General features: G+C 63.7%; 21 protein-coding genes and 2 pseudogenes. 10 read left to right on the forward strand and 13 right to left on the reverse strand.

The genetic code is table 11. The features are described from left to right. Positions 1 to 117 precede the first annotated feature (117 nt). The 3 genes from VUN84_08150 to VUN84_08160 form a co-directional block, all read right to left on the reverse strand. Positions 118 to 1914 carry a BCCT family transporter gene (locus tag VUN84_08150; protein ID XAS65592.1) on the reverse strand — a complete coding sequence of 599 codons (1797 nt, stop codon included), beginning with the start codon at positions 1912 to 1914 and terminating at the stop codon, positions 118 to 120. A 377-nt stretch (positions 1915 to 2291) separates the two neighbouring features. Continuing rightward, positions 2292 to 4805, reverse strand: a complete 2514-nt coding sequence (locus VUN84_08155; GenBank protein XAS65593.1) for a plasma-membrane proton-efflux P-type ATPase — start codon at positions 4803 to 4805, stop codon at positions 2292 to 2294. 1047 nt (positions 4806 to 5852) lie between these two features. Then, positions 5853 to 7259, reverse strand: a complete 1407-nt coding sequence (locus tag VUN84_08160; GenBank protein XAS65594.1) for an MBL fold metallo-hydrolase — start codon at positions 7257 to 7259, stop codon at positions 5853 to 5855. Between the two features lie 190 nt (positions 7260 to 7449). On the opposite strand from VUN84_08160, the gene VUN84_08165 reads away from it, so the two are divergent. The 5 genes from VUN84_08165 (at position 7450) to VUN84_08185 (ending at position 11388) form a co-directional block, all read left to right on the forward strand. Next, positions 7450 to 7707, forward strand: coding sequence for a metal-sensitive transcriptional regulator (locus VUN84_08165; GenBank protein ID XAS65595.1), 258 nt, complete (start codon positions 7450 to 7452; stop codon positions 7705 to 7707). 32 nt (positions 7708 to 7739) lie between these two features. Then, positions 7740 to 8162 (forward strand): DUF302 domain-containing protein, encoded by a 423-nt coding sequence (locus tag VUN84_08170; GenBank protein ID XAS65596.1) that lies wholly within the window; start codon positions 7740 to 7742, stop codon positions 8160 to 8162. Positions 8163 to 8372: 210 nt separating this feature from the next. Beyond that, positions 8373 to 8597, forward strand: coding sequence for a DUF2892 domain-containing protein (locus VUN84_08175; GenBank protein ID XAS65597.1), 225 nt, complete (start codon positions 8373 to 8375; stop codon positions 8595 to 8597). Positions 8598 to 8943: 346 nt separating this feature from the next. Continuing rightward, positions 8944 to 10140, forward strand: a complete 1197-nt coding sequence (locus VUN84_08180; protein ID XAS65598.1) for an FAD/NAD(P)-binding oxidoreductase — start codon at positions 8944 to 8946, stop codon at positions 10138 to 10140. A 1035-nt stretch (positions 10141 to 11175) separates the two neighbouring features. Beyond that, entirely contained in the window at positions 11176 to 11388 is a 213-nt protein-coding gene (locus VUN84_08185) for an SHOCT domain-containing protein (protein ID XAS65599.1), read from the forward strand. A 69-nt stretch (positions 11389 to 11457) separates the two neighbouring features. On the opposite strand, the pseudogene VUN84_08190 reads toward VUN84_08185, so the two are convergent. From VUN84_08190 to VUN84_08205, 4 genes and pseudogenes are all read right to left on the reverse strand, one after another. Continuing rightward, positions 11458 to 11607: pseudogene (locus VUN84_08190) on the reverse strand (IS110 family transposase). A gap of 17 nt (positions 11608 to 11624) precedes the next feature. Continuing rightward, entirely contained in the window at positions 11625 to 12824 is a 1200-nt protein-coding gene (locus VUN84_08195; GenBank protein ID XAS65600.1) for an IS110 family transposase, read from the reverse strand. A gap of 214 nt (positions 12825 to 13038) precedes the next feature. Then, entirely contained in the window at positions 13039 to 13464 is a 426-nt protein-coding gene (locus VUN84_08200) for a transposase (protein ID XAS65601.1), read from the reverse strand. A gap of 1414 nt (positions 13465 to 14878) precedes the next feature. Continuing rightward, positions 14879 to 16339, reverse strand: coding sequence for a DUF2252 domain-containing protein (locus tag VUN84_08205; protein XAS65602.1), 1461 nt, complete (start codon positions 16337 to 16339; stop codon positions 14879 to 14881). 68 nt (positions 16340 to 16407) lie between these two features. On the opposite strand from VUN84_08205, the pseudogene VUN84_08210 reads away from it, so the two are divergent. Next, positions 16408 to 16896: pseudogene (locus tag VUN84_08210) on the forward strand (aldehyde dehydrogenase family protein). A gap of 123 nt (positions 16897 to 17019) precedes the next feature. Continuing rightward, complete coding sequence (locus tag VUN84_08215; GenBank protein XAS65603.1) at positions 17020 to 18045, forward strand: alpha/beta hydrolase; 1026 nt, start codon at positions 17020 to 17022, stop codon at positions 18043 to 18045. Between the two features lie 1430 nt (positions 18046 to 19475). On the opposite strand, the gene VUN84_08220 is transcribed toward VUN84_08215, so the two are convergent. Beyond that, positions 19476 to 19610 (reverse strand): hypothetical protein, encoded by a 135-nt coding sequence (locus VUN84_08220; GenBank protein ID XAS65604.1) that lies wholly within the window; start codon positions 19608 to 19610, stop codon positions 19476 to 19478. A 151-nt stretch (positions 19611 to 19761) separates the two neighbouring features. Beyond that, positions 19762 to 20391 carry a TetR/AcrR family transcriptional regulator gene (locus VUN84_08225; protein XAS65605.1) on the reverse strand — a complete coding sequence of 210 codons (630 nt, stop codon included), beginning with the start codon at positions 20389 to 20391 and terminating at the stop codon, positions 19762 to 19764. Positions 20392 to 20825: 434 nt separating this feature from the next. On the opposite strand from VUN84_08225, the gene VUN84_08230 reads away from it, so the two are divergent. After that, a complete protein-coding gene (locus VUN84_08230) occupies positions 20826 to 21137 on the forward strand; it encodes a hypothetical protein (GenBank protein XAS65606.1) in 312 nt (103 codons plus the stop codon). Positions 21138 to 21150: 13 nt separating this feature from the next. On the opposite strand, the gene VUN84_08235 is transcribed toward VUN84_08230, so the two are convergent. The 3 genes from VUN84_08235 to VUN84_08245 all read right to left on the reverse strand — a co-directional run bounded on the left by VUN84_08235 (position 21151) and on the right by VUN84_08245 (position 23120). Further along, positions 21151 to 21279, reverse strand: coding sequence for a hypothetical protein (locus tag VUN84_08235; protein XAS65607.1), 129 nt, complete (start codon positions 21277 to 21279; stop codon positions 21151 to 21153). Positions 21280 to 21482: 203 nt separating this feature from the next. Beyond that, positions 21483 to 21983 carry a DUF6326 family protein gene (locus VUN84_08240; protein ID XAS65608.1) on the reverse strand — a complete coding sequence of 167 codons (501 nt, stop codon included), beginning with the start codon at positions 21981 to 21983 and terminating at the stop codon, positions 21483 to 21485. 63 nt (positions 21984 to 22046) lie between these two features. Beyond that, on the reverse strand, positions 22047 to 23120 hold the full coding sequence (locus VUN84_08245) for an NAD(P)-dependent alcohol dehydrogenase (GenBank protein ID XAS65609.1): 1074 nt from the start codon (positions 23118 to 23120) through the stop codon (positions 22047 to 22049). Between the two features lie 124 nt (positions 23121 to 23244). Here VUN84_08245 and VUN84_08250 point away from each other — a divergent pair, with 124 nt between their 5' ends. Beyond that, entirely contained in the window at positions 23245 to 23919 is a 675-nt protein-coding gene (locus VUN84_08250) for a TetR/AcrR family transcriptional regulator (protein ID XAS65796.1), read from the forward strand. A 504-nt stretch (positions 23920 to 24423) separates the two neighbouring features. After that, positions 24424 to 24636 carry a hypothetical protein gene (locus tag VUN84_08255; protein ID XAS65610.1) on the forward strand — a complete coding sequence of 71 codons (213 nt, stop codon included), beginning with the start codon at positions 24424 to 24426 and terminating at the stop codon, positions 24634 to 24636. 330 nt (positions 24637 to 24966) lie between these two features. On the opposite strand, the gene VUN84_08260 is transcribed toward VUN84_08255, so the two are convergent. Further along, on the reverse strand, positions 24967 to 26097 hold the full coding sequence (locus VUN84_08260; GenBank protein XAS65611.1) for a phage tail tip lysozyme: 1131 nt from the start codon (positions 26095 to 26097) through the stop codon (positions 24967 to 24969). Positions 26098 to 26124 lie beyond the last annotated feature (27 nt).

A 26124-nucleotide genomic window follows, 5' to 3' on the forward strand; every position in this document is an offset into this window, starting at 1 on the left:
AGGGCGAATCCCGCGGGGGACGCTGCAGATACGTCATGTCAAGCAAGTGGCCCCCGCACCTGATGGTGCGGGGGCCACTTGTGCTCAACAGTTCCCGTGCGGATTTAGTGGAACTCCTTATGGCCCTCTTGTGCCTGAGTGGTCCTGTGGCTGTGATGAGGGGCCTTTGGTGAACTGCGATTCGACGGCCGCGGCAACTTGGTCGGCTACGTGTCCCTTGTATTGCTCCTCCAGGGAGTCCTGGACGTCTTCGGATACCTGGGCTGCCAGTTGCTCACGGGCCAGCTTCCGTTGGGCGCGCATGAGCATGGCGTGTTCCTGGTGGAAGGCTTTGGCCGTGGCGACGCACATCATCAGGATGACGACGCTGAAAGGCAGCGCGGTGAGGATCGCGGCGGTCTGTATGGCTTCGAGTCCGTTGGCCAGGAGCAGGGCGATTGCTACGGCTGCGGCGGAGAGTGCCCAAAAGATGCGGATCCAGTTCTTGGGTTCGACGTCCCCGCCGGTCGAGAGCATGCCCATGACCAGTGCACCGGAGTCAGCGGAGGTGATGAAGAAGATTGCGATCAGGAGGATTGCGCCGATGGTGAGGATGGTCCCGCCGGGAAGTCCGCCGAGCATAGCGAAGAGCGCCCCCTCGGTATCAACGGTTCCGTCCGGACCGACCAGGCCTCCGCCGCCGAAGATCTCGCGGTGGATGGCGGTGCCGCCCAAAACAGCGAACCAGAGGAACCCGACGGTGCTGGGGACCAACAGGACACCGGCGACGAATTGGCGTACGGTGCGGCCTTTGGAGATGCGTGCGATGAAGATGCCGACGAACGGGGCCCATGAAATCCACCAGCCCCAATAGAACGTGGTCCAGGCGGCCTGCCAGGCTTCGCCCTCGGCTCCGGAGAACGCGAGTGTGTTGAACGTCAGGCCGACAACGTTCTGAAGGTAGTTGCCTATGGCTTGCACGAACTCACGCAGCAGGAACAGGGTGGGGCCGGTGAAGAGCACGAACAGCAGCAGCGCACCGGCGATGATGAGGTTGGTGTTGGACAACCACTTCATGCCTTTGCCCACACCCGAGACGAGCGAGACGATGGTGAGGGTGATGATGCACAAGATCAGGCCGATTTGGGTCATCTGGGTGGCCTGCATGATGTTGGCTTCTTCGAGTCCTGCTGATATCTGAAGGACGCCCAGGCCCAGGGAGGTCGCCACACCGAAGAGGGTGCCGACGAGCGCGACAACGTCGATGAGGTTGCCCCAGCCCCCGGCGACGCGTCGGGTGCCCAGCAGGGGCTCCAGGGTCCAGCGGATGGAGATGGGCCGTCCTTTACGGTGAACGGCGTAGGCGATTGAGACGCCCACGACGACGTAGATGGCCCAGGCGTGCAACCCCCAGTGTAGGAATGTTTGTGTCATGGCCTGTTGGGCGATCTGGATCGGGGTTCCTTCGACCCCCGGCCGCGGCGAAGCGAAATGGTTCAGGGGTTCGGCGACGCCAAAAAAGACAAGACCGATGCCCATCCCTGCGGCGAACAGCAGTGCAAACCAGGACATGACCGAGAATTCCGGTTCATCTTCATCCTGGCCGAGCTTAATGTCACCGTAACGGCTGAGCCCGATCCAGAGAGCGAAGGCAACGAAAACGGCGATGGCCGCGACGTAGTACCAGCCGAACCACTTGATGACGCTGCTTTGGATGGAACTGAACATGTCTGTTGCTGTTTCGGGGAACAAGATGGCAAAAAGTGCGAAGACCAGGATGATGCTGGCTGCGGGCCAGAAGACCCACTTGTCGATGCTCTTGCCCGGCTGCGTCGAGTTGGCGGGCGGTTCCCGGTCCACCCGGGCGTTAACCGCGGACTCCTTCGATTCGTTCGGGGGACGTTGATCGGTACTGACGCCTGGTGTGGCAGACATTCCCATTTTCTCCTCATGCGCTGTTAGGCGCTCAGACTGCTCTGACGGATTTTTCTTCTGTGGGCGTTATGTGCAGCATGCAAGTTTACGGATCATGCCCCGCGCGGAGACCATCCGTAGCCGGAACTTCTGGTATCGATGCCCGATTGAGACGTGAACGCTGTCGGCCGTGATCGCGCAGCGCTTGGGCCTGTCTTATCCGGTCGACGCCGACCACGATTCCGAAGCCCCCGGGGAGACCGGTATGCACTCCGCCCACGGAGTCTTCTAACAGCGGCGGAAGGGGCTTCGGCAAGGATCGCTTTCAAGTAGCCGCCGCGGCCTCCTCGCCGATCCCGGAGTGGAAGCGAGAACCGTCTTTTTTGGCCGCGGGTCCGTCATCGACCCACAGGCATACTGCCGGGGCTCTGCCCGGCGGGCTGGGCTGGGGCGGGGTCGAGGATGCGGTAGGCGAGCAGTTTGATGCGGTCGCTGACCAAGGCCCAGATGATGGCGTAGCCCCAGACGAAGCCGGCCACGCCCCAGCCCAGCGGGTGCATGAACAGCCCGTTGACGGCGATCAGGGTGGCGATGATCTGGGTGCCGAGGACGGCGATCCATAGAATGTGGGCGGGGCGGAATGACCAGAACGGGCCGCGGGTGCGGGTGAGGAAGATCGTGAGGTGCCCGGCGACGGAGAGCATCAGATACATCATGGTCTGCAGCTCGGGGTGGCCGAGGTTGAAGACATGGTTCCCCAGATAGAACAGGCCGAACGCGGCGATCGGGCCTATGACGCCCAGGACGGTGGCGATGCCCAGCACGAGGCGCATGTTCCAGGCCTCGGGCTGGTCTTTGTAGTGGACGTTGTCGTAGGCGATGGACAGGATTGCGGCGTCGTTGAGGAGCGCCAGCATCACGATCATGATCGGGGTGATGGGGAAGAAGTCGTAAATCAGGATCGCGAGCGTGACGAACAGCAGCACGCGCAGCGTCTCTGCGATGCGATAGATCCCGTAGCTGTTCATCCGTTGGAAGATCTTTCGGCTTTCCTTGATTGCCTCGATGATCACCGATAGGCCGGGTGTCAACAGCACGATGTCGGCCGCGGCGCGGGCGGCGTCGGTGGCCCCGCTCACGGCGATGCCGCAGTCGGCCTTCTTCAGGGCGGGGGCGTCGTTGACACCGTCACCGGTCATGCCGACGATGTGTCCGCGTTCTTGCAGGACGTCGACGATGTGGTACTTGTGCTCGGGAAAGACCTGGGCGAACCCGTCGGCGGTCTCGATCGACTCGGCGACCGCCGGGGACTCGATCTTCTTCACATCCCCGAGCCCGGCGGCGTCGAGGATGCCGGTGCCGAGCCCGACCTTCTCAGCGGTCTCCTTCGCGATGGCCAGCGCGTCGCCGGTGACCATCTTGACCGTGACACCCATGTGCCTGGCAGTCGCGATGGTGGATGCGGCGTCCTCGCGGGGCGGGTCGAACAGGGGCAGCACCCCGAGGAAGGCCCATCCGCCGTCCTGGCCGGCGCGGGCCACCCCGAGGGCCCGGAAGCCGCGTGAGGCGAAGTCGTTGACTGCCTTGTCGACGGCGGATGTGATCTGCGCGGTGGTGGCGGGCAGAGCCAGGATCACCTGCGGGGCGCCCTTGGTCACGGTGAACATGGTTCCGTCGGCGGCGGTAACGGTGGCTTCGGTGCGTTTGCCGACCGGGTCGAAGGGCTGAAAGTGCGTGACGAGGTAGGGCTCCAGAGCTTTCTTGTCGCGGATGGCGCCGAGGACGGCCAGATCGATCGGGTCGTCGTTGTCGGCGCGGGAGGCCAATGCGGCGGCGACGATGAGCTGCCCGGGAGTGACCTTCCCGACGGTGAATGGTTCACCGAGAGTCAGCGCGTTCTGGGTAAGAGTGCCGGTCTTGTCGGCGCAGAGCACGTCCACGCCGGCGAGTTCTTCGATGGCAACCAGGCGGGTCACCACTGCTTGTTTCTTGGCGAGCAGGCGCGCGCCGACGGCCATCGTCACGGATAGCACGGTGGGCATCGCTACCGGGATCGCCGCTACAGTGAGGACAAGCGCGAACTCCAGCCTGGTCAGGATCGGGTCGCCTCGGAGCAATGAGGCCCCGATGATCACCAGTACGAAGACGCCGGCGAGGACGATCAGGTAGTTGCCGATCTTGAGGACGGCTTTCTGGAAGTGGCTGACGGTGTGGGTATCCTGGACCAGTTCCGCGGTCTTGCCGAAGTAGGTGTCTGCCCCGGTCGCATACACCAGTGCGCCGATCTCGCCCCTGCGGATGATGGATCCGGAGAAGACGGCTTCCCCGGCCGCGCGGGTGGCCGGCAGTGATTCGCCGGTAAGCGCGGATTGATCCACCTCGACCGGGTCACCGTCCAACAGCCGCGCATCGGCCGGGACGATGTCACCCAGGCGCAGCCGGATCACGTCCCCGGGCACCAGCTCGCGGGCGGCTGGCGTGGCCCATTCGCCGTCGCGCCTGACCCGGGCCGTGATCGCCAGTTTCGCTTTCAAAGCGTCGATGGCGTTGCCGGCTTGGCGTTCTTCGGTGTAGCCGACGATGGCGTTGGCCAGCAGCAGCACGAGGATGATAAAGAAGTCCGGCCAGTGCCCGACAGCGCCGGACAGGATCACCGCAACTTCGATCATCCACGGGATCGGGCCCCAGAAGTAGGACAGGAACTTCAGCAGCGGGTTCGTCTTGTGTTCGGAGATCTCGTTCGGCCCGTACTGCGCCAGCCGCATTGTGGCTTCGGCCTGGCTCAAACCGTCCGGTGAGCTGTCGAGTTGCCTCTCGACCTCCGGCATGGGCAGTGATTTCAGGTCGGGCTTCGGCTGCGTCCCGCTCATGACCACCTCGGACGGATTCGACCCTGTGGTGTCAGGGGTCATAACGGGGGGTTCACTTCCTCGAGATCGGCAGCCAGTGCTGAGCTGATTCTCTCTAACGACCCGCTGAGGCGCATTACGAAGTGAAACCGCTGGTGGTAGGGCACTCCCGCACGACGCCGGGGAAGAAGTTCATCTGCAGCAGCACGGGGTTCAGGCCATGACCTCTCATGGGTTTGACTCTCCTCGATCAGGGGACAACGTCCATAGGCGCTCGGCCGACTCTGTCCCCTGCTCACGCGTCACCCACTTGACGCCACCTCCAGCATTCATCCTCCCGATGCAGTGCGGGACGCGCTAGGGCCGAACGTCCCCATCCGCCTCGAGGAGGTTAGCTGGCGGGCAAGACTCCGTCCTCAGCAGGATCGCCGACAATTCCAGCGCTGAAGTGAGCTGAGCTTTCGTGGAAGGAACTTCATGGCACATCTGACTGGAGACGGGCAACAGGGAACCGTGCGCGCTGGGTAGCCGGCGGGTAAAGAGTCAAGAATGAGCCAACGGGGGTCGGCGGGACTTCTGGCCTCCCCGGCAGGGCTTCTCCTGCACGGCTGATCTGCTCGTTGGAGGCAGGACATGACGGCCGTGGTTGTCGGGGCAGGCATTGCGGGCCTCGTCGCGGCGCGCTAGCTCGGTATGGCCGGCTGGGACGTCGAGGTCCTCGAGAAATCGGCCGCTCCGCGCCCCGATGGCTACATGATGGACGTCTTTGGTCCCGGGGTGGAGGCCGCGGAGCGGATCGGCCTCTGCAGACGGGGCACCCCACCGCAAAAAACGAGACAACAGCACCCACAGCGCCGAACCGTGACGGGCCTCCGGCGCCCTCCCCCTGAAGCTCATCGACCGGAGCGCGCTTCATATACGTGGCCACCAGCAGCCCGGCAAGGACCGCTGTGATCCCCAGCACGGGGTACGCCCACCACGTAGGAGGGAAGGGGCGTTACCGGGCGTCATCTGTTTACTCCACTCATTTTGGGACAGACGTTGGCGGCGGCCCGGTGTCCCGGACCGCCGCCAACGCATGTCAATCAATCACTTCAGATGGTGCCTGGATCAGTTGCTGGCGAGGGACCCCAGCGGCTGCCGGGCTTCCCAGGCGGCGTAGCTGCCGTCGAGTTCGACGACGTCGTAGCCGGCGCGGCGGAGCGCGCTGGCTGCGACGGAGTTCCGTACCCCGCTTTGGCAGTAGGACACGATGGTGCCTTCGGTGGGGAGTTCGTCCAGGTTCCACATCACGCGTCCGCCGCTGAGCTGGTGGGAGCCGGGGATGTGTCCGGCGGCGTGCTCGGTGCGGTTGCGGACGTCCAGGACCATCGCGGCGTCGAAGCCGGCGAGGTCCTCAGGCTGGATCAGCTTCGGGGTGCTGATGGGCAGGCCCTGAAGGCTGGTGAGGTATCCGGCGACGTTGTCGATGCCAACGCGGACCAGATGGTCCCACATCTCCTGCGCGGCGGCCTGGTCCGGGGCCAGGAGCACGAGCGGGTTCGTATCGGTTTCGGGGTTGATGACCCAGGCGCCGAAGCTGGCCGTGGATTTGCCGGCCGGGATGTTCACGGACCCGGTCACGGTGCCCTGATGGACCTGGTCGTTGGGGCGGGTGTCGGCGAAGATCACTTTATCTGCGGCAAGGTCTTCTGCGACGGTGGCGGGGTCGAGTTCTGTCAGGGGTTTGCGTTTGCCCATCACTGCAGGGCCGTCGCGGTTTTCGCGTTTCATCCGGCCGAAGTAGGCGTGGGCGTCGGGCTGGCCGTCGAGGAGCTCAGCAACGAATCCTTCCTCGTCGTTCGCGGCGAGGTAGGGGCCCCACCAGGAGTAGAGCCGTTCGTAGCCGACGGTGGAGGAGGGGATGGCGCCGAGGGCCTTGCCGCAGGCGCTGCCGGCGCCGTGGGCGGGGTGGACCTGGACGTGGTCGGGCAGGGTCAGGAACTTATCGCGCAGGCTGGTGAAGAGCTGCTTCGCCCCGGCGAAGCGGGTGTCGATTCCGCCGGCAGCCTCATCGAGCAGGTCAGGGCGGCCGAGGTCCCCGGAGAAGACGAAGTCGCCCGAGAGCAGGTAGCCGGGGGTGTCGGTGAACGCGCCGTCGGTCACGAGAAACGAGAGGTGCTCGGGGGTGTGTCCGGGGGTGTGCAGGGCCTTGAGGGTGATGTTGCCCAGGGTGATCACATCGTTGTCGTTGAGGCGCTGGGCTTCGAAGCCGTACTGCCAGTCCGCTCCACCCTCGCCGGAGACGTAGGCGGTCGCGCCGGTCGCGGCGGCCAGTTCACGGGTGCCGGAGAGGAAATCGGCGTGGATGTGGGTTTCCGTGACGGCAACGATCTTCATGCCGTTCTTGGCAGCCAGGTCCTGGTAGACCGCGATGTCGCGGCGGGGGTCCACCACGACTGCCTCACCCTTCGCCTGGCAGCCAATGAAATAGCTGGCCTGGGCAAGGTCCTCGTCATAAATGCGTTCCAGAAGCATGGGGCTCTCCTTCGTTGGGCGGTGGGGGAGTTTCCGTAAGGGATCCTCGTTCTTCTAACCACAACGGTAATACCCCTAGGGGTATCTTGCAAATGGTCTGTGCGCGACTGGATGTCCGAGACCCGCTCCTAGCCGCTATACCCTCCGGGGTATAGAATTAGCAAAGTACCCACCACTTTTGGAGTCCGCCATGGAACTTGATTCGACAGAACTCACCCCGATCATTAACCGGCTTAAGCGTGCCCAGGGACAGCTCGCCGGCGTCACGCGCATGCTGGAGGAGGGGACGGACTGCAAGGACATCGTCACCCAGCTCGCCGCTGTCTCGAAGGTTCTGGACCGGGCAGGTTTCGCGATCATCGCCAGCAGCCTCGAACAATGCCTGGTCCGCGGGGACTCGAGCATGGACACCAAGGACCTGGAAAAACTCTTTCTGTCCCTGGCCTGAGGCACGCCGCCACCACCTTTGCAGGAGTAGCTATGAGTTTTACGCATACTGTCACCGTCCCGCTGGCCTGGGAGGAGGCCGTGCAGTGCACCCGCGCGGCCCTCGCCGGACAGGGGTTCGGCATCCTCTCGGAGCTCGACGTCCGCGCCCCGTTTACGTCCAAACTCGGCGCCCGCGCCGCCGAGGACCTCGGCGACTGCATGATCCCCGGCGCCTGCAACCCCGCCCTGGCCAGCCGGGCACTCTCCGCTGAACCGGACATGGGTGCGCTGCTGCCCCGCAACGTCGTCGTCCGCCGGGGCAAGGATGCGGCCGAGTCGACCCTCCAGGCCATCGATCCGCAGACCATGGTGAAGCTCAGCGACAGTCCGGCCGTCCGCGAGGTCGCCAACGACGCCGACACCCGGCTCCGGGCAGCCTGCACACTCAGCGGCGCAAAAATCCCCGGGAACTGAAGCGCCGACTCCCCGACGGGCTCCAGATAGCCTGCCGCAGGCCAGGCCGGAACGGCCAAGCGGTTGATTGGGACCGGAGAGAGATGATGGCAGCGGGACCCGGGGTGTCGTAATTGAGTCCCAGGCCAACACCACGCATGTCCAGTTCACTCCGGCGGCGTCTGAAGGGCGTCTAACACCGTAGAAGTACCAGGGAAACGGAGAAGAATCATGGAATTTGTAGCCTTTATGCGCGGCATGTCCGGCAGGGTTTTGCGGATAGCCGCTGGTCTGGTGCTGGCTGCGGTAGGAATTTTGGGAGCCGGCGGCCTATGGGGCATTCTGCTGGCTGTCCTCGGCGGAGTCATGATCGCGGCCGGAGTGTTCAACTTTTGCCTGCTGGCCCCGCTGTTCCACGCCGATCTCTGGGGCAGGCCGAAGCCAACCGGCCACTAGCGCCGCTGGAAGCGGGCGCCGGCGCACGAAGGAAGGGACCCTTTTTGCGCTCCTTGGCGATCGCGTCGAAGCCGGCACTGAAGACCGGGCGGGGCCACCTGGCCCGCAGGGCTCTCAACATCCGATGTGGTGCAGGAAGCTGCGGCAAGGGGTCGCCGACATACCCCCAGGGGTATATTGTGGTAGGTATCACGGGTTCGGACCACATGGAGGCGGCGTGGGCCCGGCAGCGGAGGCGAAGACGCACCCACTGCCGGCTACGCAGGGTTCGTGGCACGGTCACAACCCGATATGTCCGGCGTCGATGCTAAAGCGACGCTTCGATTCCTAGAGAGGCGCCTTACCAATGTCTATGCACCACGAGATCCTGATCATCGGCGGCGGCAACGCGGGGCTGAGTGTTGCCGCCCGGCTCCGCAATGCAGGGCGGACCGATATTGGTCTGATTGAGCCGAGCGAGCAGCATTATTACCAGCCGTTGTGGACTCTGGTCGGCGGAGGCGTCGCCAGCCAGGAGGAGACGGTTCGTCCGCAGGCATCCGTCATGCCCCAGGGTGTTGCCTGGATCAAGGACGCTGCGACGGACATTGATCCGGAGAGCCGCAGTGTCGCACTGTCGTCCGGCGGTTCCGTCACGTACGACTATCTGGTCGTCTGTCCCGGAATCCAGTTGGACTGGGACAAGATTCCCGGCATGGCCGAAGCCATGGAATCCCCGGCGGCGTCCAGTAACTACCGGTTCGACCTGGCGCCGAAGACCTGGGACATGATCCGCAACCTAAAGTCCGGGACGGCCGTCTTCACCCAGCCCTCGGGTCCCATCAAGTGCGCCGGCGCCCCGCAGAAAATCGCGTACCTGGCTGCCGACTACTGGCGTAAGCAGGGGGTGCTGGATAACATCCGGGTGGTCATGGTTCTGCCCACGCCGGGCATGTTCGGGGTGAAGGTTTTCGCCGATGAGCTGGAGCGGGTGGTTGAGAAATATGGCATCGAAGTCCGCTTCAACAGCGAGGTGACTGAGGTGGACCCCTCCGCGGGCACGGTGGTGATTACTGACAACGCGGCAGAGTCCAAGGAGTCCCTGGACTACGACTTGCTCCACGTTGTGCCGCCGCAGTCGGCCCCGGACTGGCTCAAGCACACGCCGCTGGCTGATCCGGCCAACCCCGCAGGCTACGTGGACGTCGATAAACACACCATGCGGCACAAGCGCTACCCGGAAGTGTTTGCCTTGGGCGACGCCGGGTCCACGCCGAATTCGAAGACCGGAGCGGCGATCCGCAAACAGGCCCCGGTGCTGGTGAAGAACCTTCTGGCAGCCATGAACGGATCACCGACGGCGGCCCAGTACAGCGGGTACGCTTCATGTCCGCTAACCACAGCGCGGGGAAAGATGCTGCTGGCTGAATTCGACTACACCCTCCAGCCCGCCCCCAGCATCCCCTTCATCGACACCACCAAGGAACGCAGCGACATGTGGCTGCTCAAGCGCTACGGACTGCCGTTTATGTACTGGAACCTGATCCTCAAGGGCCGCGCCTGAGGCTCGTGAGGCATCGGCCCTGAAGACAGCGCGCGTGGCCCGGGACAGTTCACCGTCCCGGGCCACGCGACCCTGTACCGGGATCGAGGACCCCGGAGCCGTTTGTACCGACCGCGCTTGGATCCATGCTCTGAGCCCAAACACCGAGCCATACCGGAAGGACTATGATCGGCCCCCAAAAGACCGTCCTGTTGTTCTCGGCTCAAGTATCGGCCGCGTTGGCCGGATCGCAGAAAATCATCTCATCCGGGTGACCTTGTTCCCTGTTGCGTGCCTGCATGAGGGGATTAACTGGCGCTGCGCCAGGGTCTGGAAGCGGGGGAACCATCCGGGACGCTCCGGTTTTCGCAGCACATCTCCGGGTTGTTACGAAAATTCACAGGAGGAAACGAATGAGTGAGCCATCAGCGCACGCTGCGGGCCCAAACGAATCTGCGGCCCACGGTGGGACTGCCGAATGTCCCTACTGCAGGGAGACGATCAAAGCCGGTGCCATCATCTGCAAACACTGCGGTTCCTTTCTCGGCTCGGAGTCACCAGAACATCAGGGACTTTGCCCGTTCTGCAAAGAGAGCATTAAACCAGGAGCGACTGTCTGCAAGCACTGCAGATCGCGGCTGGACCCGGGCGGCATGATGGGTCGGGGATGGGGGCCCGGCGGCGGATACGCCGGATGGCGCGGCCGTGGCCAGCCGGGATGGGAGGGCATCATCAATGTGAACACCATCGGCATTGGTAAGCGAGCCGGCAGAGGTTACGTGGCCCAGGAGCACGTTGCCGGGGTCAAAACCAAGCGCGTGGCCTTCCTTGGACTGGATTCCAGCTGGCCGCCCGGCCCGGCAGCCGCACGAAGGGATGCTTGAATGGCGCTTCGGCGGCCCGGCCGTCGAAGCGGCCGCAGCCTAAGGAAGTCTTTGCCCGTGACCGGCGGTCACTACTGCCCCCTGGAGTCCGGGACCATGTAACCCTGCACCACGAAGGAGACACGCACATGATGTATGGGACGGCAGTTGGGGAACCGGGGCATGGATCTTGATGGCGCTGGTGATGCTGCTCTTCTGGGGCGGTGTCGTCACCGTGGTGATCCTGTTGCTCCGCCGCGGCCAGGGTCCAGCAGCACCGGGCCCCTACGGACCTTATGCACCCCACGACGAGGCCGAACGGATCCTCAACGAGCGGTTCGCCCGAGGGGAAATCGACGAAAGTGAGCTCACCGCGCGCTGGCCAGCACTCAGGCGGAAGCAATGAGCTCCCGTTCCCGGGTCGAGCTGCTGGTCGGCATCCTCGCCGCCTTGGCAATCATCCCCCGCCCGGACACCCCGAAATGTCCGAGGAAACAACGGAGAGTTTGATGCAGGCGTCCTCGAGGAGTTTTTCGACCCGGTTCTTCTCCGCGGTCCTTGCCCCGATCAGATCCATCCGGTACCGGATCACGTCCCGCAACTGCCGGATCGGGATCGGGGGGGGTGTCCCTATGCTTTTAGTCAAGCGGCCGGGGCGGGTTTCTCTTCGTAGAAGGTGCCGTGTTTGAGCATGGCGTAGATGACGTCGCAGCGACGGCGGGCGAGGCAGATGACGGCGGCGTTGTGCTTTTTGCCCTGGTCGCGTTTCCTCCCGTAGTAGGCCTTGGACGCCGGGTGGTGGCAGCTGGCGATCCAGGCGGATCTGAAGAGCGCGTTCTTGAGCTGTTTGTTGCCCGATCGTGCGGGGAACTCGCCGCGGATCGAGGTGCCGGATCGCCGCGTCACGGGTGCAATGCCGGCGTAGGCGGCGAGGTGAGCGGCTGAGGCGAATGCGCTGGCGTCTCCGATGCTCAGGAGTATGGTCGCTGCGGTCTTGATACCGACTCCCGGCATGGACATCAAGACCGTGGAAAGAGGGAAATCGTCCAGGAGCCTTCCGACCTCGGCGGCCACGATGGCCCGCTGGTGTTTGAGTTCCTTGATCTGGCCTGCCACGCGTGGGATCACCAGTTCAACGGCTTCGGTGCCGATCACAGTGACACTCTGCTCGCCCAGGGCCGTGAAGACCGCGTCGATGAGCCCGGAGGGGTCTTTGCGGCTGTGGTTCCGGGCCCAGCGCAGCACGTGGCCGCGTCCGGCTGCCCGCAGACCGGCCGGTCCCGCATATTTGATGAACAGCTCCAGGACGAGTGCACGAGTCAGGACGGTGCCGGGGAAAACCCGCTCCAGGGCAGGGAAGATCTGCAACAGCAGGGACCGCAGCCGGTTGATCGCCCGGGTGCATTCATGGGTCAGGTCGGCGTCGAATCCGGACAGGACCTTCAACGCTGCGAGCACTTCGCTGTCCTTGTCGACCGCCCTGAGGGTGTGGGGCATCGCCCGTGCCGTTTCGGCGATGATGAACGCGTCCCGGGCATCCGTTTTGGACTTGCCCGGATACAGGTCCGCGGCTTTGCGCATCGCCAGTCCCGGCAGATAAGCGACCGTGCAGCCGCAGTCCCGCGCAACGGCAATCGGCAGTGCGCCGATGGTGTTGGGCTGGTCCACGACCACCAGGACTTTGCCGTGCTCCTGCAGCCCGGTAAACAGTTCGCGCAGCCGGGCCTCGTCCTGCGGCAGAGGCTTATCAAAAATCCGTCCTCCCGCCCGGTCCAGGGCGGTCGCGTGGTGTTCGGATTTTCCAACGTCCAGCCCGCAGAAAACAGCGATCTCCTCGTCCATGCCGGCGCTCCTTCGCGCTGTCTGGCCGCAGTCATGACACCCGATGCTGGCACCCACGTTACAAAGAGACCTCGCCCCGGAAAAGGGGCTGGCCGTGTCCCTATCAGCAGTCAACGTGTGTCTCCGGACCCGGCGACAACACCCCCCGGATCATGAGTGACAGGGCGAGAAAGTCATACCGGGTCCAGCGACCAAATCCCCGGCCTTCGGGGACTCAATAAATGTAACGGGGGGGTACGAAGCTGGGCCGCAGCATCTGCCGTTCTGCGACCTTGCAGAGCCAGACCGAATCGAGCACGTCGGTTTTGGGCCGCCCCGGAAGGTGCCTCACGTCGCGTGCTTTGACCAGCCACGGCTCGAGCCCGTGCGCCTCGAGCAGGTAGAACACCGGTTTCCAATATTCGCTGGTCGCCTCCGTCATCACCCGCTCGATACGCAGGTCGACCAGAGGGTTGGCCAGCTCCGCCAGCGACAGGGTTCTCGTTGAATGGGTATCCACCTCCTGCCAGCGCTTCTTCGGGTTCTCCCGCGCCGGGACCCGGATACAACACACGAGTTCGGCTTTGCCGACATCCAGGGCAGTGACCCTGGCGATAATCTGTTCGTCATCCTGGGATTCAGCCAGCACGGCCTTAGTCATCTCCTCATCAAACGCACCCGCTCTGATTGCATCAGCGACCGCCCGTGGGGATCACCGGGAAAAACGGAATCTAGCCCTCGTTCTCGGCAAAGAACAGTGAAGGGCCCCAAGCGTGATCCCCAGCACCCGGCTAGCGCACGGCCTGAAAGAACCGAAGAGACACGGCGGTGACAGTCGACCACGGCACCATTTTCAGCCCAGAGCGGGCGTCCGACGACGACATATTGGCTAGCGCCGGAATTGTACCTGGTCGATTCGGCAAGACTAGAGAATCGGTCATGCGGCTGTTGGATTTCCGGACCATGAAGGGAATGAGGGAGGTGGAATCGCTATGCAGAGCCTGGAGACTCAGCGCGCGCGGCGGGAGTGGCGGGTAGTCCGTAACGAGCGCGGGCAGGACTCCCGGTTGCAGCCGCGGTTGAACTTCTCCGGCAGGATCAAGTTTTGCAGGGGAAAGTAGCGCCGCACCCTGTCGATGCGGGGTGCGGCTTTTTTCGGGGAGGCCTCTGGTGGGGAGAATTCGAGGTGTGGACATTGTCCACACTTTGGGTCTCGGACTGGCCCGGATTCGGGATGTTTGGGCGGGAGTCCAGTGTTTTCAAGGGCTGGAACCCGGTTCGAGTCCCACCTCGGGCACAGTGTTTCCGCAGGTCAGGGCATTTCCTGGTGTTTTTCGTGTGGACAGTGTCCACACTCTTGCCGCTGATCTGATGTTGCGGGTGTGTGGGGTCCCGGATAGACCTATTTAGTTGTGTGCGGGAGCGGCCCTCTACGGCGGATCCGGTACCGCCCCGTGGGGCCTCCTATGGGAGTTCAACCTCGTTCGTCCTTCCGTTGGGTTTTCGCGTTCGCCACTTCATGGTGGTCGGGGCCGCTTACGACGTGACTTGCTGATTATTCTTTGGATGGATCCAGCTTTGCGTTCTGTCCGGATTTTCCGCTTAGATACCTGTTCATGCAGGTCTGCGGGGGGAACGGCATGACCTGACAACGGATCCGGAGCTGACCATGAGCTTGCTGAGCCTGGCCAGTCGGCAGGCGGGGCCGGCCTCGGGGGCGGGTTGTAGGAGTTGGTGGGCTTTGCTGCCATGGCCTTCCCAGGGGTCAATTTGACCGCCGCAGCCATTGTCCCCGTCATCGCAGCCTCCGGCTTCTGGGTATCCGGCATCGCTGTCCTCGCTGTCTTGGCGGTGGGAGCAGGCTAGGTTGCCCTCAATCAGATCCGGACGATCTCTGCCTCCGCCGGCGTCAACGCACGCTGGGCGAGCAGCGCGACGATGCCCCAGACCGGATCTTGACCGATCGCCTGTGCGATGGTGCGTTCGGAGATGAGTTCGCGTTCGAATTCGGCGAGGGATGTGTGTGCCCCGGACGGGTGGCTCTAACGCGGTCGGTCAGTGTCCGCACCTGACGATCAGTGCGCAGCGAGAAGGGCCTCATAGTCGAGCAGCGATTGCCGGGCGTAGCTGAACGACCAGTCGACAACAGCTTCGGTGGCGGCCTCGGATTTGCCCAGGTAGCCGAGAATCTGGCCTGCCGCGGGGCTTTGCGCGTGGGCGCGTGCGAGCAGGAGTGCGCACGTGCGTACGTAGTCGAAGAACGGGACAAAGTCGAGTCCCGCCAGGTCGATCGATCCTTTCATGTCATGGAACTGGCGCACGTAGTAGTCGCGTTCGTCGGTCTGCAGATGCCCGAGGAACGGATCCGACACTGCCTGCAGCACCCGTTGGAGCTGGACCACGCGGGTACCCTGACCATGCGCTGCCACATCCTGCGCGCTGCTGCTCGGCTGCGGGATGCCGCCGTAACGTTCCAGCACTGACTGCCCGGCCTCCTTCACCTGGAGCAGAAGCGCATCCCCGTCGGGGGACTGCAGCAATTGCAGGAAGCAACGGGTCCCTACGCTCCCGACGCCGACCACGCGGCGGGCCAGATCGGTGGGGGTGTACTGGGCCAGAACGGTGCGGACGTCGAGACTGACCGTGCGACGGTATTCGGCGAACAGGCGCGGTACCACGTCGTTTTTCTGCACGGACGCAGTCGTCATTGCCGGAGGCTGTTCAACGAAACGCAGGCGACCGTCGTCGTCCATCTGCGTGGTGCGACGCACGGCCCGCTGATTGGTGCGCTTCCTGGCCGTCCTGATCGCGTGGTGCAGCACCTTCTGGGCGTCCGCGCTCAGGAGGCTGCGGGCGAATTTGATGTTGCTATGCATGTAGTAGCGCTCGTACGGGTTTCGTTCCAGCATCGTCGTCAGTGCGCTGCGGTACGCCCTTACGGTCCCTTGTGCTGCCTTGCGCACCTCGCGTTCCGTGTACTCGGCGTGCATTCCACCGACCACCACGCTCGTGACGAGCCGTTTGAGGTCCCAGTCCCACGGGGCCACGCCGGCCTCGTCGAAGTCGTTGAGGTCGAAGACGAGTTTGCGTTCCGGGGAGGCATAGAAGCCGAAGTTGCTGATGTGCGCGTCACCGCATGCCGCGACCACGATCCCCGAGTGCGAGTCGCAGGCGAGGTCCATGGCCATCAGCCCGGCTGTCCCTCGGTAGAACGCGAAGGGGTTCTCGAGCATGCGCTCCATCCGCAGGGGCACCAGTTCCTGGTTGCGGTCTTCGTTCTGTTCGCGGATATGAGCAACGGCGTCACGATGTGCCGTGCTCCGCTCTGCCAGTGCACTACGCCGCGTGGTCCGGCGCAGTTGGCGGCCACGGGCATACGCATCGGCACGGCTCAACTGCAACTCTTCGGGAACCGGTGCGGAGTAGGGCTCGGCAGGCATGAGGTCATTGTGGACGCCCGAACCCGGTTCCGCAACTATCCAGAGCGAGGTGGCGATCAGCCAGCCCTCGTTGAACGCGTATGCATCCAGGACCACTCCGTGTGGCCGAACTGTCTGCGGCTGCGCCGCGTCCCCAGCGCCATCGGCGTAGCCTACCGATGCGCATGGGCAAACCCCTGGCTGAATCCCGGGGTGAGGTCGCCTACGGGGCCGAATTCCTTCGCTGGTTCTCCGAAGAGGCCGTCCGCATTTCGGGCCGCTACTGCACCGCGCCGGATGGCAGGTCCAGACTGCTGGTCACCAAACGCCCCGTGGGCCCGTGCCTCTTCATCACACCGTGGAACTTCCCGCTTGCCATGGCCACCCGCAAGATCGCCCCAGCCATTGCGGCCGGCTGCACCATGGTCCTCAAGCCCGCCAACCTCACACCCCTGACCGCACTGCTGCTGACGGAGGTCCTGATCGAAGCGGGCCTCCCCGCTGGTGTCCTCAACGTCATCCCCACCACCAGGCCAGGGGAAGTCACGGGCCCCTTGATCCGGGACAGCCGGCTGCGGAATCTCTCCTTCACAGGCTCCACCGGCGTCGGCAGGCAACCCATTGCCGACTCCTCCCACCAGATCCTTCGGACATCTATGGAACTGGGCGGCAACGTCTAGCGTTATCTCAAACATGCTTGTATGATTTAGTGAGTCGGCAGCCGTGACAGATATAGATCCCGTCCAAGTTTGGAACGCCGCCCGCACCCCCGAGTCCCTACTCCCTGGAGTTCCACCATGCCCGCAAACCTCGACCAGACCGCCGGTTCAGCCCCTGCCCAGCCCAGCCGCCGGCCTCGGCGCAAACGGCTCCTCCGCGCGACCGGGTTGATGGCGTTGGGCCTCGCCGGGTTGCTACTGGCTTCAACCGCAACAAACCTCATCGTGGAGAAAGTCGAAAAATCCAATGCCGTCGCATACGGAGAAAAAGTCCAGATCAGCGAGGGTGCTATCAACGTCACACGCACCGGCGATACAGGCCCGACGCTTGTCCTGATCACCGGGCTTGGAACCCCGGCCCCGGGACTGGATTTTGCGCCACTGATCCGGGAGTTGGGCGGCTATCAGGTCGTTGCCGTGGAGGGGTTCGGTTACGGCTACAGCGACATGACCGCCAGGCCCCGAACCGTGGAGAACATCACCGAAGAACTTCATGAAGTAATAGGAAAGCTCGGCATAAGGGGTCCCTATACACTCATCGGGCACTCGATTTCCGGTTTTTCGACTCTGTACTATGCAAACAAATATCCCGGCGAACTGAACGCAGTCATCGGCATCGATCCCACCGTCCCTTCCGGCAAGGCGTCGGTAGCAGCTTCGCCCGGCCCCGCGGAGGCAACCGCAACGGACTACTCGTGGGCGCACATTCCTTCCACGACCGGACTGATCCGGTGGGCCGCGGGTCTGGGCTACGGAGAACCCGGGGGCGACGGCTTCACCACAGCTGAACGTGAGCAAATGCGCCAGATGACCAGCTGGAATTTCGGCAACCAGGCCGTCACCGACGAAACGTTCCGGGTAGGGGAGAACGCCACGAAACTTCAGGCCGTCCGATACCCCAACGATCTTCCTGTGCTCGACTTTTTATCCCAGGAGACCATGAACCAGCAGCCGGACTGGCGCGCTGCGCATGAACGCCAGCTGGCCAACGTGACACGCCACGAGCTTGTCGTCCTCGACGGAGCACACTACCTGCACTGGACACATTCCAAGGTTATGGCAGAGAAAATTCGGGACTTTCTGAGCAAGGTGGGCGTGGTTTAGCACCCAAGCTCGCGGCCGGAGATTGCCAACTTAGGCCTTCGGCCGGCGCGCTCTCAGCGACGGCCCAAGTCGATTATGCATCTCTTCCCATTTCGCTTGATCGATGCGTGCCTCGAGAATCTGGCGGTGGTCCAGATGAGATTCAGCGCAGCGATGAGTTCACCTACCCTCGGCTGGTGCTGAGAAGATACGCCTTTGTGGGGGCGCCTTGGATAGGAGACTGTCGCAACGACTGTGTAATGGCCGAGGCCGTGGACGGGGTCAATCAGTCCGTCCACGGACGGGACACACAGCGGGGCGAAACTGCTCAGAATAAGCAGGCGGGTGCCCGGCTCAACCGGCCCTGAAATTCCAGGGACCCCTGAAGCAATCACGGGTCACTCGTCGAACCGGGCGGGCGGGAAGATCATGAGCACCGTTACCCCACCACGTGGGGGAGAACCCAGTTGCTATCGATGGTCGGAAGGACTTCGCCGGGCGCTCATTACTGTGCTCGAGCGGAGAGAAGATTTACCCCTAACGGGCAGGATGTGCCCGGTGAGAATACGTGAGATCTGGCGCCATGGGCACATGAGTATCCCCAGCCTAAACGCAGGAACCAAGATGCAGGGAAGGCTCCGGTGCCGTTGCTGTGTCCGTGCGTATCTAGGATCGCTCCTCTCGGGCCACCGGCCCAGCGTCCACGCATGATCGGCGGCAAATAGCTCTGCCGCCCGAAGGAACCAATGCTTGGCTGCGAGCGATGAACGGAGCCGTGTCACCCTGGCCAAACGGGTTCGACCCTGCTTTCTGGACAGCGTAAAGGCCGCACCTGGGTGCCGGTCGGGCCGTCTGGGTGGGCTCCAATCAAGTTGACACAATCATTCGTGGCGGGTGCCACCATCTTTTCGCTGTCAACGCTCTTGGCCGGTATTGCACCAAATGAGACCTTCCTGGTTGGTACCCGTGCGCTGCAAGGACTCGGTGCGGCCATTCTGAGCCCCGCAGCACTCTCACTTGTGCTTGGCGCTGATCGGGGATGGCTCTCTCTGGAAGTCATTTGGGGGACGGGTATCAGTGTGGGCCTCTTTGCGTACTTCCTTAGATGCGAGCGCCGGGCTGCCGATCCGATCGTTCCCTCGACCTTGTTCCGCGACCAATCGGTGGCGGTCGGTGCACTAGTCGGCTTCCTCGGTGGAGCGGTGTGTCAATGGCCCATAGTTTGTGCCCATGGGCGGCCAGCAAGAGTGCCCGCTGGGCGGGTTCAAGCGATCGTTGCTTCTTCTGCCGCGCACTGTTCGCGCGCTGGGTCCTGAGCGGACTTTGACGGTAGGGGCTGCTACTGCTGACAGGAGGCCACTTGTGGCTCTCTCGAGGGTCGTCGGACGTTTCATATTCAGTGGATGTATTGCCGGGTCTGCTTTTGGCCGCAGCGTGAGTCGCTTTGAGTTTCACACCATCCACGATGGCGGTGTTGCCGTTTTCAGCGCAATCATGGCGGCCGGAAGCCAAAGCGATTCGATAGAAAACGGATTCCGACGCGCATTCGCGGCGGCCGGCACGTTGGCGATGTCTGCAGCAATCATCGCTTTTCTCTTTCTCCGCCCAGTGAAAAGACACGTGGACCAGCCATCGAAGGTGCCCGCAACCGACCTTGGAAAAGCAACCGCGGGCGTGGGAAACGGGGATTGACGCCCCGGCAACTCGTCGCCACAACGTAGCGCGTCTCCAGTTATTTTAGGTCTCGCTCAACGGGTTGCGTTTGTCTGAATTCCGAATCGGCTCCGGGGCGGGAGTGAGAAGAGCGCAGATGGTTGACGGGAGGATCCTTGTTGCGTCGGCTTCGTTCAGACGTCCCGCCCGAATTTCGGCGGCCGCGCTATGGAGGATGGCATAGAAGCACGCCGCCTGCCACGCGAGAGGCTGATCGGCGCGGAAGAGCCCTTCACCTCGGCCTTTTTCCAGCACGAACATCACCCGGGCAAGCGGTTTGTCATGGTGCGCCCGGATCTGGTCGGACGACAAATAGCGTTCGGCCGCGGCCAGCAGAGAGTTGAACTGGTACAGGACCCGCCACGATGACTGGACGAGCTCGCTCAAGGTCATCCAGGTGTCCTGCTCAACGTCTACTGCTTCGAGTTCGGCTTCGGCGCGCTCCATGGTCCTCTCGAAGACGGCACTAACTAGCTCTTCCCTGGCTGTGAAATGTCCGTACAAAGTGACCCGGCCCACTCCTGCAACGCGGGCAATCTCGGACATGCTTGCCCCGGGATTTTCCCCCAGACAGATCAAGGCCGCATCGATGATGGCGTCCCTGTTCCGGACGGCGTCCACCCGCTTTGCTCGCTCTTTCTGTACATCAGACACGAGGCCCTCTTATCTCCACTACTCAAACAGTTTTGTTCAGTTTACCAGTGCGGTATGATCGGCGACCGTGAGACGCCTCAGGTACCAGCTGCGCTACACCAGCTCCATGAACCAGCCGCGCTTGTCTTCAATGGTCGTCCGCGCACAGCCGGTCAAGAGTGCCGCCCGGCGTAAGGGGATTTTCAGTTCCAGCATCGACCGGTAGGTGGCCATCAGTGTTTCCTGGACCGGGGCCCGTGCGGCAGATCCTCGGAGGCGCTCTCTAACAACGCCTGTAGTTTTCCCATCAGATCCAGGGCTGTCTCGGTCTTCTTCAACCGGCTCTCAGCCTTGATCCACCTACGGTAATCGGGGCTCCGTCGGCGGTTTAAACCGAGAATGCCTGTCTTTCGCGGAAAATGGGGTTTGTCTAGAACACCTTTTCACCGAAAAGAGTGAGCATAGGCCTGTGGGGGGCGATGTTCTTCGGCTACATGCCAGACCCTCCGGTCGTTGAAGACCTGCGGGTAGGCAGGCTCTTCATCTTCGCCGCAGCGGTGGCTTCCCTGGCGGCGGCTGCCTTGTCCGTATTTCTCAGGCATCCCCGCTGGGTTATTGCCTTCGTTGCTACGCCAGCCATCCTGGTCGGCGTAGCATCGCTCCTTGCACCCGCCAGCCTGATCCGGCACGTGGCCGCAATGGTCGCGTTTCCCCTGGCCATTGCCGGTCTCTACCAGGGGCTGCGGCGCCGGTCGCGGTCGAAGTGAAGGCTCCAGCGGGCTAGCTCAGGAACGGCTCCCACATGGCGCGCATGGTTGCCGTGCGCTCGGCAAGCCAGGACCGGACGGCCGGTTCGTCCTCTTCCGTCACCTTGGCCTCGACAGACTGGTTGTACGCTTTGCCCTGCATGATGAAAAACAGGGACAGCCGGTGGTGGGCCGTCGGAAACAGGTCCGGGTCGGTCCGGTGCAGCGCCGTCCATGACCTGCCGGTAGGGGCCTTGGAAGGCCCCTACGCGAGGTCCCAGTGGTAGTTGGTATCCCACCGCCAGGAGGCCCACACCGCGGCACCGAGGCAGATGGCTCCTAACAGGACGCGTACTGCTCTTGGGTTCACGCTTGCGGCAGGGCGCGATCGGCCTCATGGCTGGTCGGCATGGTCGGCATGGTCGCCGACGGTGCGGTGCGGGGCCAGGTCCAGGCGGCGCGCAGGATGAAGGCCAGGATCAGCACTTCGACTCCGATAGTGAGGGCGTAGTAAAAGGCGTAGTCCCAGGACGCCCCTGCCGCGTTGAACACCATGACGGGGATGTACAGCGATGCAACGACGAGGTTCGTGGCGCGGTTCACACGGGCGGGCAGCGTCATGGAGAGCATGATCATCAGGGCCGGGATCGCGATAATCACGAAGAAAATGGACATCAATGTCCCGCTGATGTTGAACTCGAAGATGACGCCACCGCGAATTAAGTCGATTTCGCCGGGCTGGTAGAGGTGGTAGTAGTCGATGTAAATGACGAGGAACATGAGGCTGGTCCAGGCTGCCGCGAGCTTGGCCTGCACGGGGATCGGTGGGTTGTCGAGCAAATTCGGGATTTTCGTTCGGATGGTCATCGGTTGGTCTTTCAAGAGGAGCGGTCCGTCCGCCGGAGTGGCGGCAGGTCTGGGAGTGCATACTTACGGGTTGGGTCGTTCTCGTCGGTCCGGTCCTAAGACGGTGATCACGACCTTCCCTCGGGTGTGGCCGGCCCCGACGTAGCGGAGGGCGTCCGCTGCTTCGTCGAGGGGGTAGGTGCGGTCGATGACCGGCGTGACCTGCCCGGTCGCGAGGAGGTCGGCCAGGGTGAGCAGGTCCTGGCGCTTCTCGACCGACAGGAAGGGCCTCAGCTGCTGACGGGTGAACCCGGACAGCACGCGCGCTTTGACGATCCGACCGAGGGGGCCGAGCCAGCGGCCGCCGCGTCCGCTGTTGGGGATGAGGGTGCCGGTGGGCGTCAGCGCTCGGCGGACATCCGCCAGCGGCTGGGCTTCCACATTGTCGAGGATGACGTCGTAGCGCTTCTCGGTGCGGGTGAAGTCGGTCCTCGTGTAGTCAACGACGTGGTCGGCACCGAGCGACCGGACCAAGTCGACGTTGCCGGTGCTGCACACACCCGTCACCTCGGCGCCAAATGACTTGGCGATCTGTACGGCGAAGGAGCCCACGCCGCCCGACGCGCCCGTGACCAGCACCGTCTGGCCCGGTTGAACGTTCGCGATCTCGCGCAACGCCTGTAACGCCGCCATGGCCGACGTGGGCACCGCTGCCGCGTCCACGACCGACACGTTGGCGGGCACGGACACAAGGTTGTCCGCCGGGACGCAGGCGTACTCCGCGAGCGTTCCAGCGGTGCTCCAGCCGAACACCTCGTCGCCGGGGCGGAGAGCGGTGACATCCTTCCCGACCGCTGCCACCACACCAGCGAGGTCCCTGCCAGGGATGCCGTGGCGCGGCCGGCGGAGCCCGAACGCCAAACGCACCACGTACGGCTCACCGGTCATGACGAAGTAGTCCCCAGGGTGTACCGAGGCCGCGCCCACGTGGACGAGCACATCGCCTCGACCGGGCAGCGGTAAGCCGACCTTGGACGACTCGAGAACTGAGGGAGGGCCGTAGCGGCGCTGAACGGCGGCCCGCATCGTCGCCGGCCCGGCCGGACTCGCCTCCGGCGCCCGGCGTGCTCCGGCATTCGATCGCTGTTCGCTTCCCACAGAGGCCTCCTCACGTCCGAGCCGCGACTCTCGCTGGCTCGTACACCGTACGTCGTACGCTGTACGGTATACTTTGATCGTACGATGTACTATTGTCAAGCCTTTCGAGCGAGCAAGGAGACCCGTGTCTGCGAGGGAACAACGCAAGGTCGCGTCAGACGCGGGGCTGAGCAAGCAGCGGTTGGTGGTCGAGGCGGTCCGGCTCGCCGACCGCGAGGGGGTCGACGGGCTGAGTATGCGCCGGCTGGCCGGCGCGCTCGGCGCGGGCGCGATGTCGCTCTACCACTATGTGGCGAGCAAGGAGGAGCTGCTGGACGCCATGATCGACATCGTGTTCGAGGAGATCGAGCTCCCACCCGAAGAGACCGACTGGCAGTCGGCGATGCGACGGCGGGCGGTATCCGCCCGGCAGGTTCTCGCACGCCACCCGTGGGCGATCGGCCTGTTGGAGTCGCGGACATCGCCGGGGCCCGCGAACCTCCGCCACCACGAAGCGGTCACCGCCTGCCTGCGAAGGGCCGGCTTCCCGGTCTTGATGGCGACGCACGCCAACTGGTTGCTCGACAGCTATGTCTATGGTTACGCCCTGCAGGCAGCCACCCTGCCGTTCGACACCGCCGACGAGCTCGCGGACATGGCCAAGGACGTCTACCTGCCCCAGCTTCCTCCCGACGAGTTCCCCTACCTCAACGAGTCCGCCGCTGCGCTCGTCGCTGCCGGCTACGACCCGGCGGAGGAGTTCATCTTCGGCCTCGACCTCGTCCTAGCTGCCCTCGAGCCCCTGAGAGCCTCCGCATAGCGACGCTCACGGACCGTCGCTCGGCCCTCTGCACCCCAGTTCCGATCCATAACCGCGCCGTGGTGTAGTTTCCTACACGACTCGGTGTCACGACTCGGTGTCACGAAACCTCTGTGTCTCGAATCCCATGGGTTGCAAGGCGGCAGAAACCGCCGCACCTGCACCGGGCGGTTTACGGGCCGGGTATACGGGAATTGGAGAGTACCAGCATGACGGCTTTCTCGAACGAAATATACGACGGCGGCGAGCTGGCCGTTGGGGGACCGGCTTTACGGGTGCGCGTCGGGGTGGCTGGGCGCCCGCCGCCCCAAGGAGAGGGGGTCTGCCCGCTTCTTCACTTGCACTGCATCGACGATGGGTTTCGCCTTCACCACTTCATAGTCGCCAGAGCCGTTGACAACATGATTCGCTGACTACTTTTTTGGATCGACCCAGGGTTGCGGCCGGTCCGGAATTTCCGCTCTGATACCGGTTTATCCAGGACTGCCGGGGGAACGGCATGACATGGCAACTGGTCCGGGGCTGATCATGGGCTCGCTGAGCCTGGCCAGTCCGGTAGCGGGGGTCGGTTTCGAGGGCGGGTTGCAGGAGCTGGTGTCCTTGCTGTTTCGGCGGTGGGAGCTGGACGGCCCGATCCGCGACCACGAGGGACGCTGGCAGCGACTGCTCTACAGGCCGAGCAAGGGACCTGGTTTATCCGCGCACTCTCAGACCTGATCGGGGATTACAGCTACGCCAACGTCTCAATCTCCTCCGGCAAATCCGGGCGCAGCCGCTCACACCAAGAGGGCACGGAGCGCATCTTCGGCACCTCCAACCTCGTGGAACTCGACCGGGGCTCCGACGCAGTGCTCAAGACCGGGGCACCCGCCACGTTGGCCAGTGTGCTGCCCGGTACACGGGCCCCACCAGGAAGCAACGGAAGCCTCCATCAAGGCGGGCATCTCACGCCGCCACGACGACGCCATGCTGGTACCAGCGTCCGAGACCGCTACTGCTATTTTGGATTACCAATTCGGCGAACTACGGGCAGAGGAAATCGTCGTGTTACGGGCCGTAAGCGGTCCTAGCCCGGCGGGACGGAGCGCGCCGGGCACTAAAAACAGCCTGGACCTGTGGATCCTGCCGTGGCAGTTTTTGTCCCCCGTTCAGCAACGCACCGGGGACCTCGAAGCTGTACACCATCTCATCGCTGGCCGCATCAACACTTACCCCGGCGTTGATCAGCACTCCATGCACACTGGCAAAGCCGGTCCGAAGTTCGGTGACGAGGTAGTCAATTTGGGCGTCCATGCTGAACAGGGCGTTCGAGCCCAGGGCCGATCCAGAATACACATGAGTGAACATCCCGGCGCGACGTGCCGCCGAGGTCCATTGGGCGAGGCCGGCGCCAGGCAGGCGGGGACCAGCCTGGTTCGTCCGTAGCATGATTTGTTCGGCGGTGAAGTCGGTGGTCACACCCGCGGCGGTGGCCGCCCGCATGGGGGTTGCCTCCGTGCTGCCCTCGATCCGGCTGGGCAGGATGCCGGATTCCGCCCAGAGGTTACCCACAATGCCGGCCGCCGCATTCACCGGATAGCCGTACCGAAGAACCAGCTGTCCCATGACGTAGCGCATCCGATCCTCCGTGGCAGTGTGCACCCAGTCTCCACCGGCAGGGATGACGGTGCCGGGAACAGGGGCGAGAATTTCCAAAACTCCGTTAACCGCGGACCAGTTGAGCGTGCCGCCTTCGAAGTCACTGGACCGGGAGGCCGCTCCGTCAGGATACTCGTCGCTGACAGGGTATCCCCATGCCCCGGCCGGGCCTCCCAGAGCGGACCAGTAGTACTCGCCGATGAGGCCGTGGGCTTCGTGCACACCGAAGACCGGATGCCAGGTGATGGCCGCCCCCTGGAACTCGAAGCGGTTGAATCTGCCGGCGCCCGCGGCCGTCTCATCACTGGCGGGATAACCGAGATAGCCAGTGGGGCCGTCCATTCTGTTGAAGTAGCGGTCCCCGATTAGGCCGTGCGTCTCGTGCACTCCGGCGGAGGGGTGGGCCGTGATCACCGCCCGTTGGTGCAGCCGGTACTCGCCGGCGCCTGCGGCAATGACGGGGCCCAGGGCCGGACCGGGATCGAATCCCGAGGCAAGCATCTGCGCGGCTTTTTGGTCCAGGAGAAGCTCGAAGGTCACGATCTCCATCCGTTCGATCGGTCGGTC

The organism is Micrococcaceae bacterium Sec5.8 (assembly GCA_039636775.1).
Classification (GTDB): Bacteria; Actinomycetota; Actinomycetes; order Actinomycetales; family Micrococcaceae; genus Arthrobacter.

Bases quoted from the DNA above. Each gene is read 5' to 3' on its own strand.
- VUN84_08150 (XAS65592.1), bottom strand. From the start codon at position 1,914: ATGTCTGCCACACCAGGCGTCAGTACCGATCAACGTCCCCCGAACGAA.
- VUN84_08155 (XAS65593.1), bottom strand. From the start codon at position 4,805: ATGACCCCTGACACCACAGGGTCGAATCCGTCCGAGGTGGTCATGAGC.
- VUN84_08160 (XAS65594.1), bottom strand. From the start codon at position 7,259: ATGCTTCTGGAACGCATTTATGACGAGGACCTTGCCCAGGCCAGCTAT.
- VUN84_08165 (XAS65595.1), top strand. From the start codon at position 7,450: ATGGAACTTGATTCGACAGAACTCACCCCGATCATTAACCGGCTTAAG.
- VUN84_08170 (XAS65596.1), top strand. From the start codon at position 7,740: ATGAGTTTTACGCATACTGTCACCGTCCCGCTGGCCTGGGAGGAGGCC.
- VUN84_08175 (XAS65597.1), top strand. From the start codon at position 8,373: ATGGAATTTGTAGCCTTTATGCGCGGCATGTCCGGCAGGGTTTTGCGG.
- VUN84_08180 (XAS65598.1), top strand. From the start codon at position 8,944: ATGTCTATGCACCACGAGATCCTGATCATCGGCGGCGGCAACGCGGGG.
- VUN84_08185 (XAS65599.1), top strand. From the start codon at position 11,176: ATGGCGCTGGTGATGCTGCTCTTCTGGGGCGGTGTCGTCACCGTGGTG.
- VUN84_08195 (XAS65600.1), bottom strand. From the start codon at position 12,824: ATGGACGAGGAGATCGCTGTTTTCTGCGGGCTGGACGTTGGAAAATCC.
- VUN84_08200 (XAS65601.1), bottom strand. From the start codon at position 13,464: ATGACTAAGGCCGTGCTGGCTGAATCCCAGGATGACGAACAGATTATC.
- VUN84_08215 (XAS65603.1), top strand. From the start codon at position 17,020: ATGCCCGCAAACCTCGACCAGACCGCCGGTTCAGCCCCTGCCCAGCCC.
- VUN84_08220 (XAS65604.1), bottom strand. From the start codon at position 19,610: ATGATTGCTGCAGACATCGCCAACGTGCCGGCCGCCGCGAATGCGCGT.
- VUN84_08235 (XAS65607.1), bottom strand. From the start codon at position 21,279: ATGCAGGGCAAAGCGTACAACCAGTCTGTCGAGGCCAAGGTGACGGAA.
- VUN84_08240 (XAS65608.1), bottom strand. From the start codon at position 21,983: ATGACCATCCGAACGAAAATCCCGAATTTGCTCGACAACCCACCGATC.
- VUN84_08255 (XAS65610.1), top strand. From the start codon at position 24,424: ATGGCAACTGGTCCGGGGCTGATCATGGGCTCGCTGAGCCTGGCCAGT.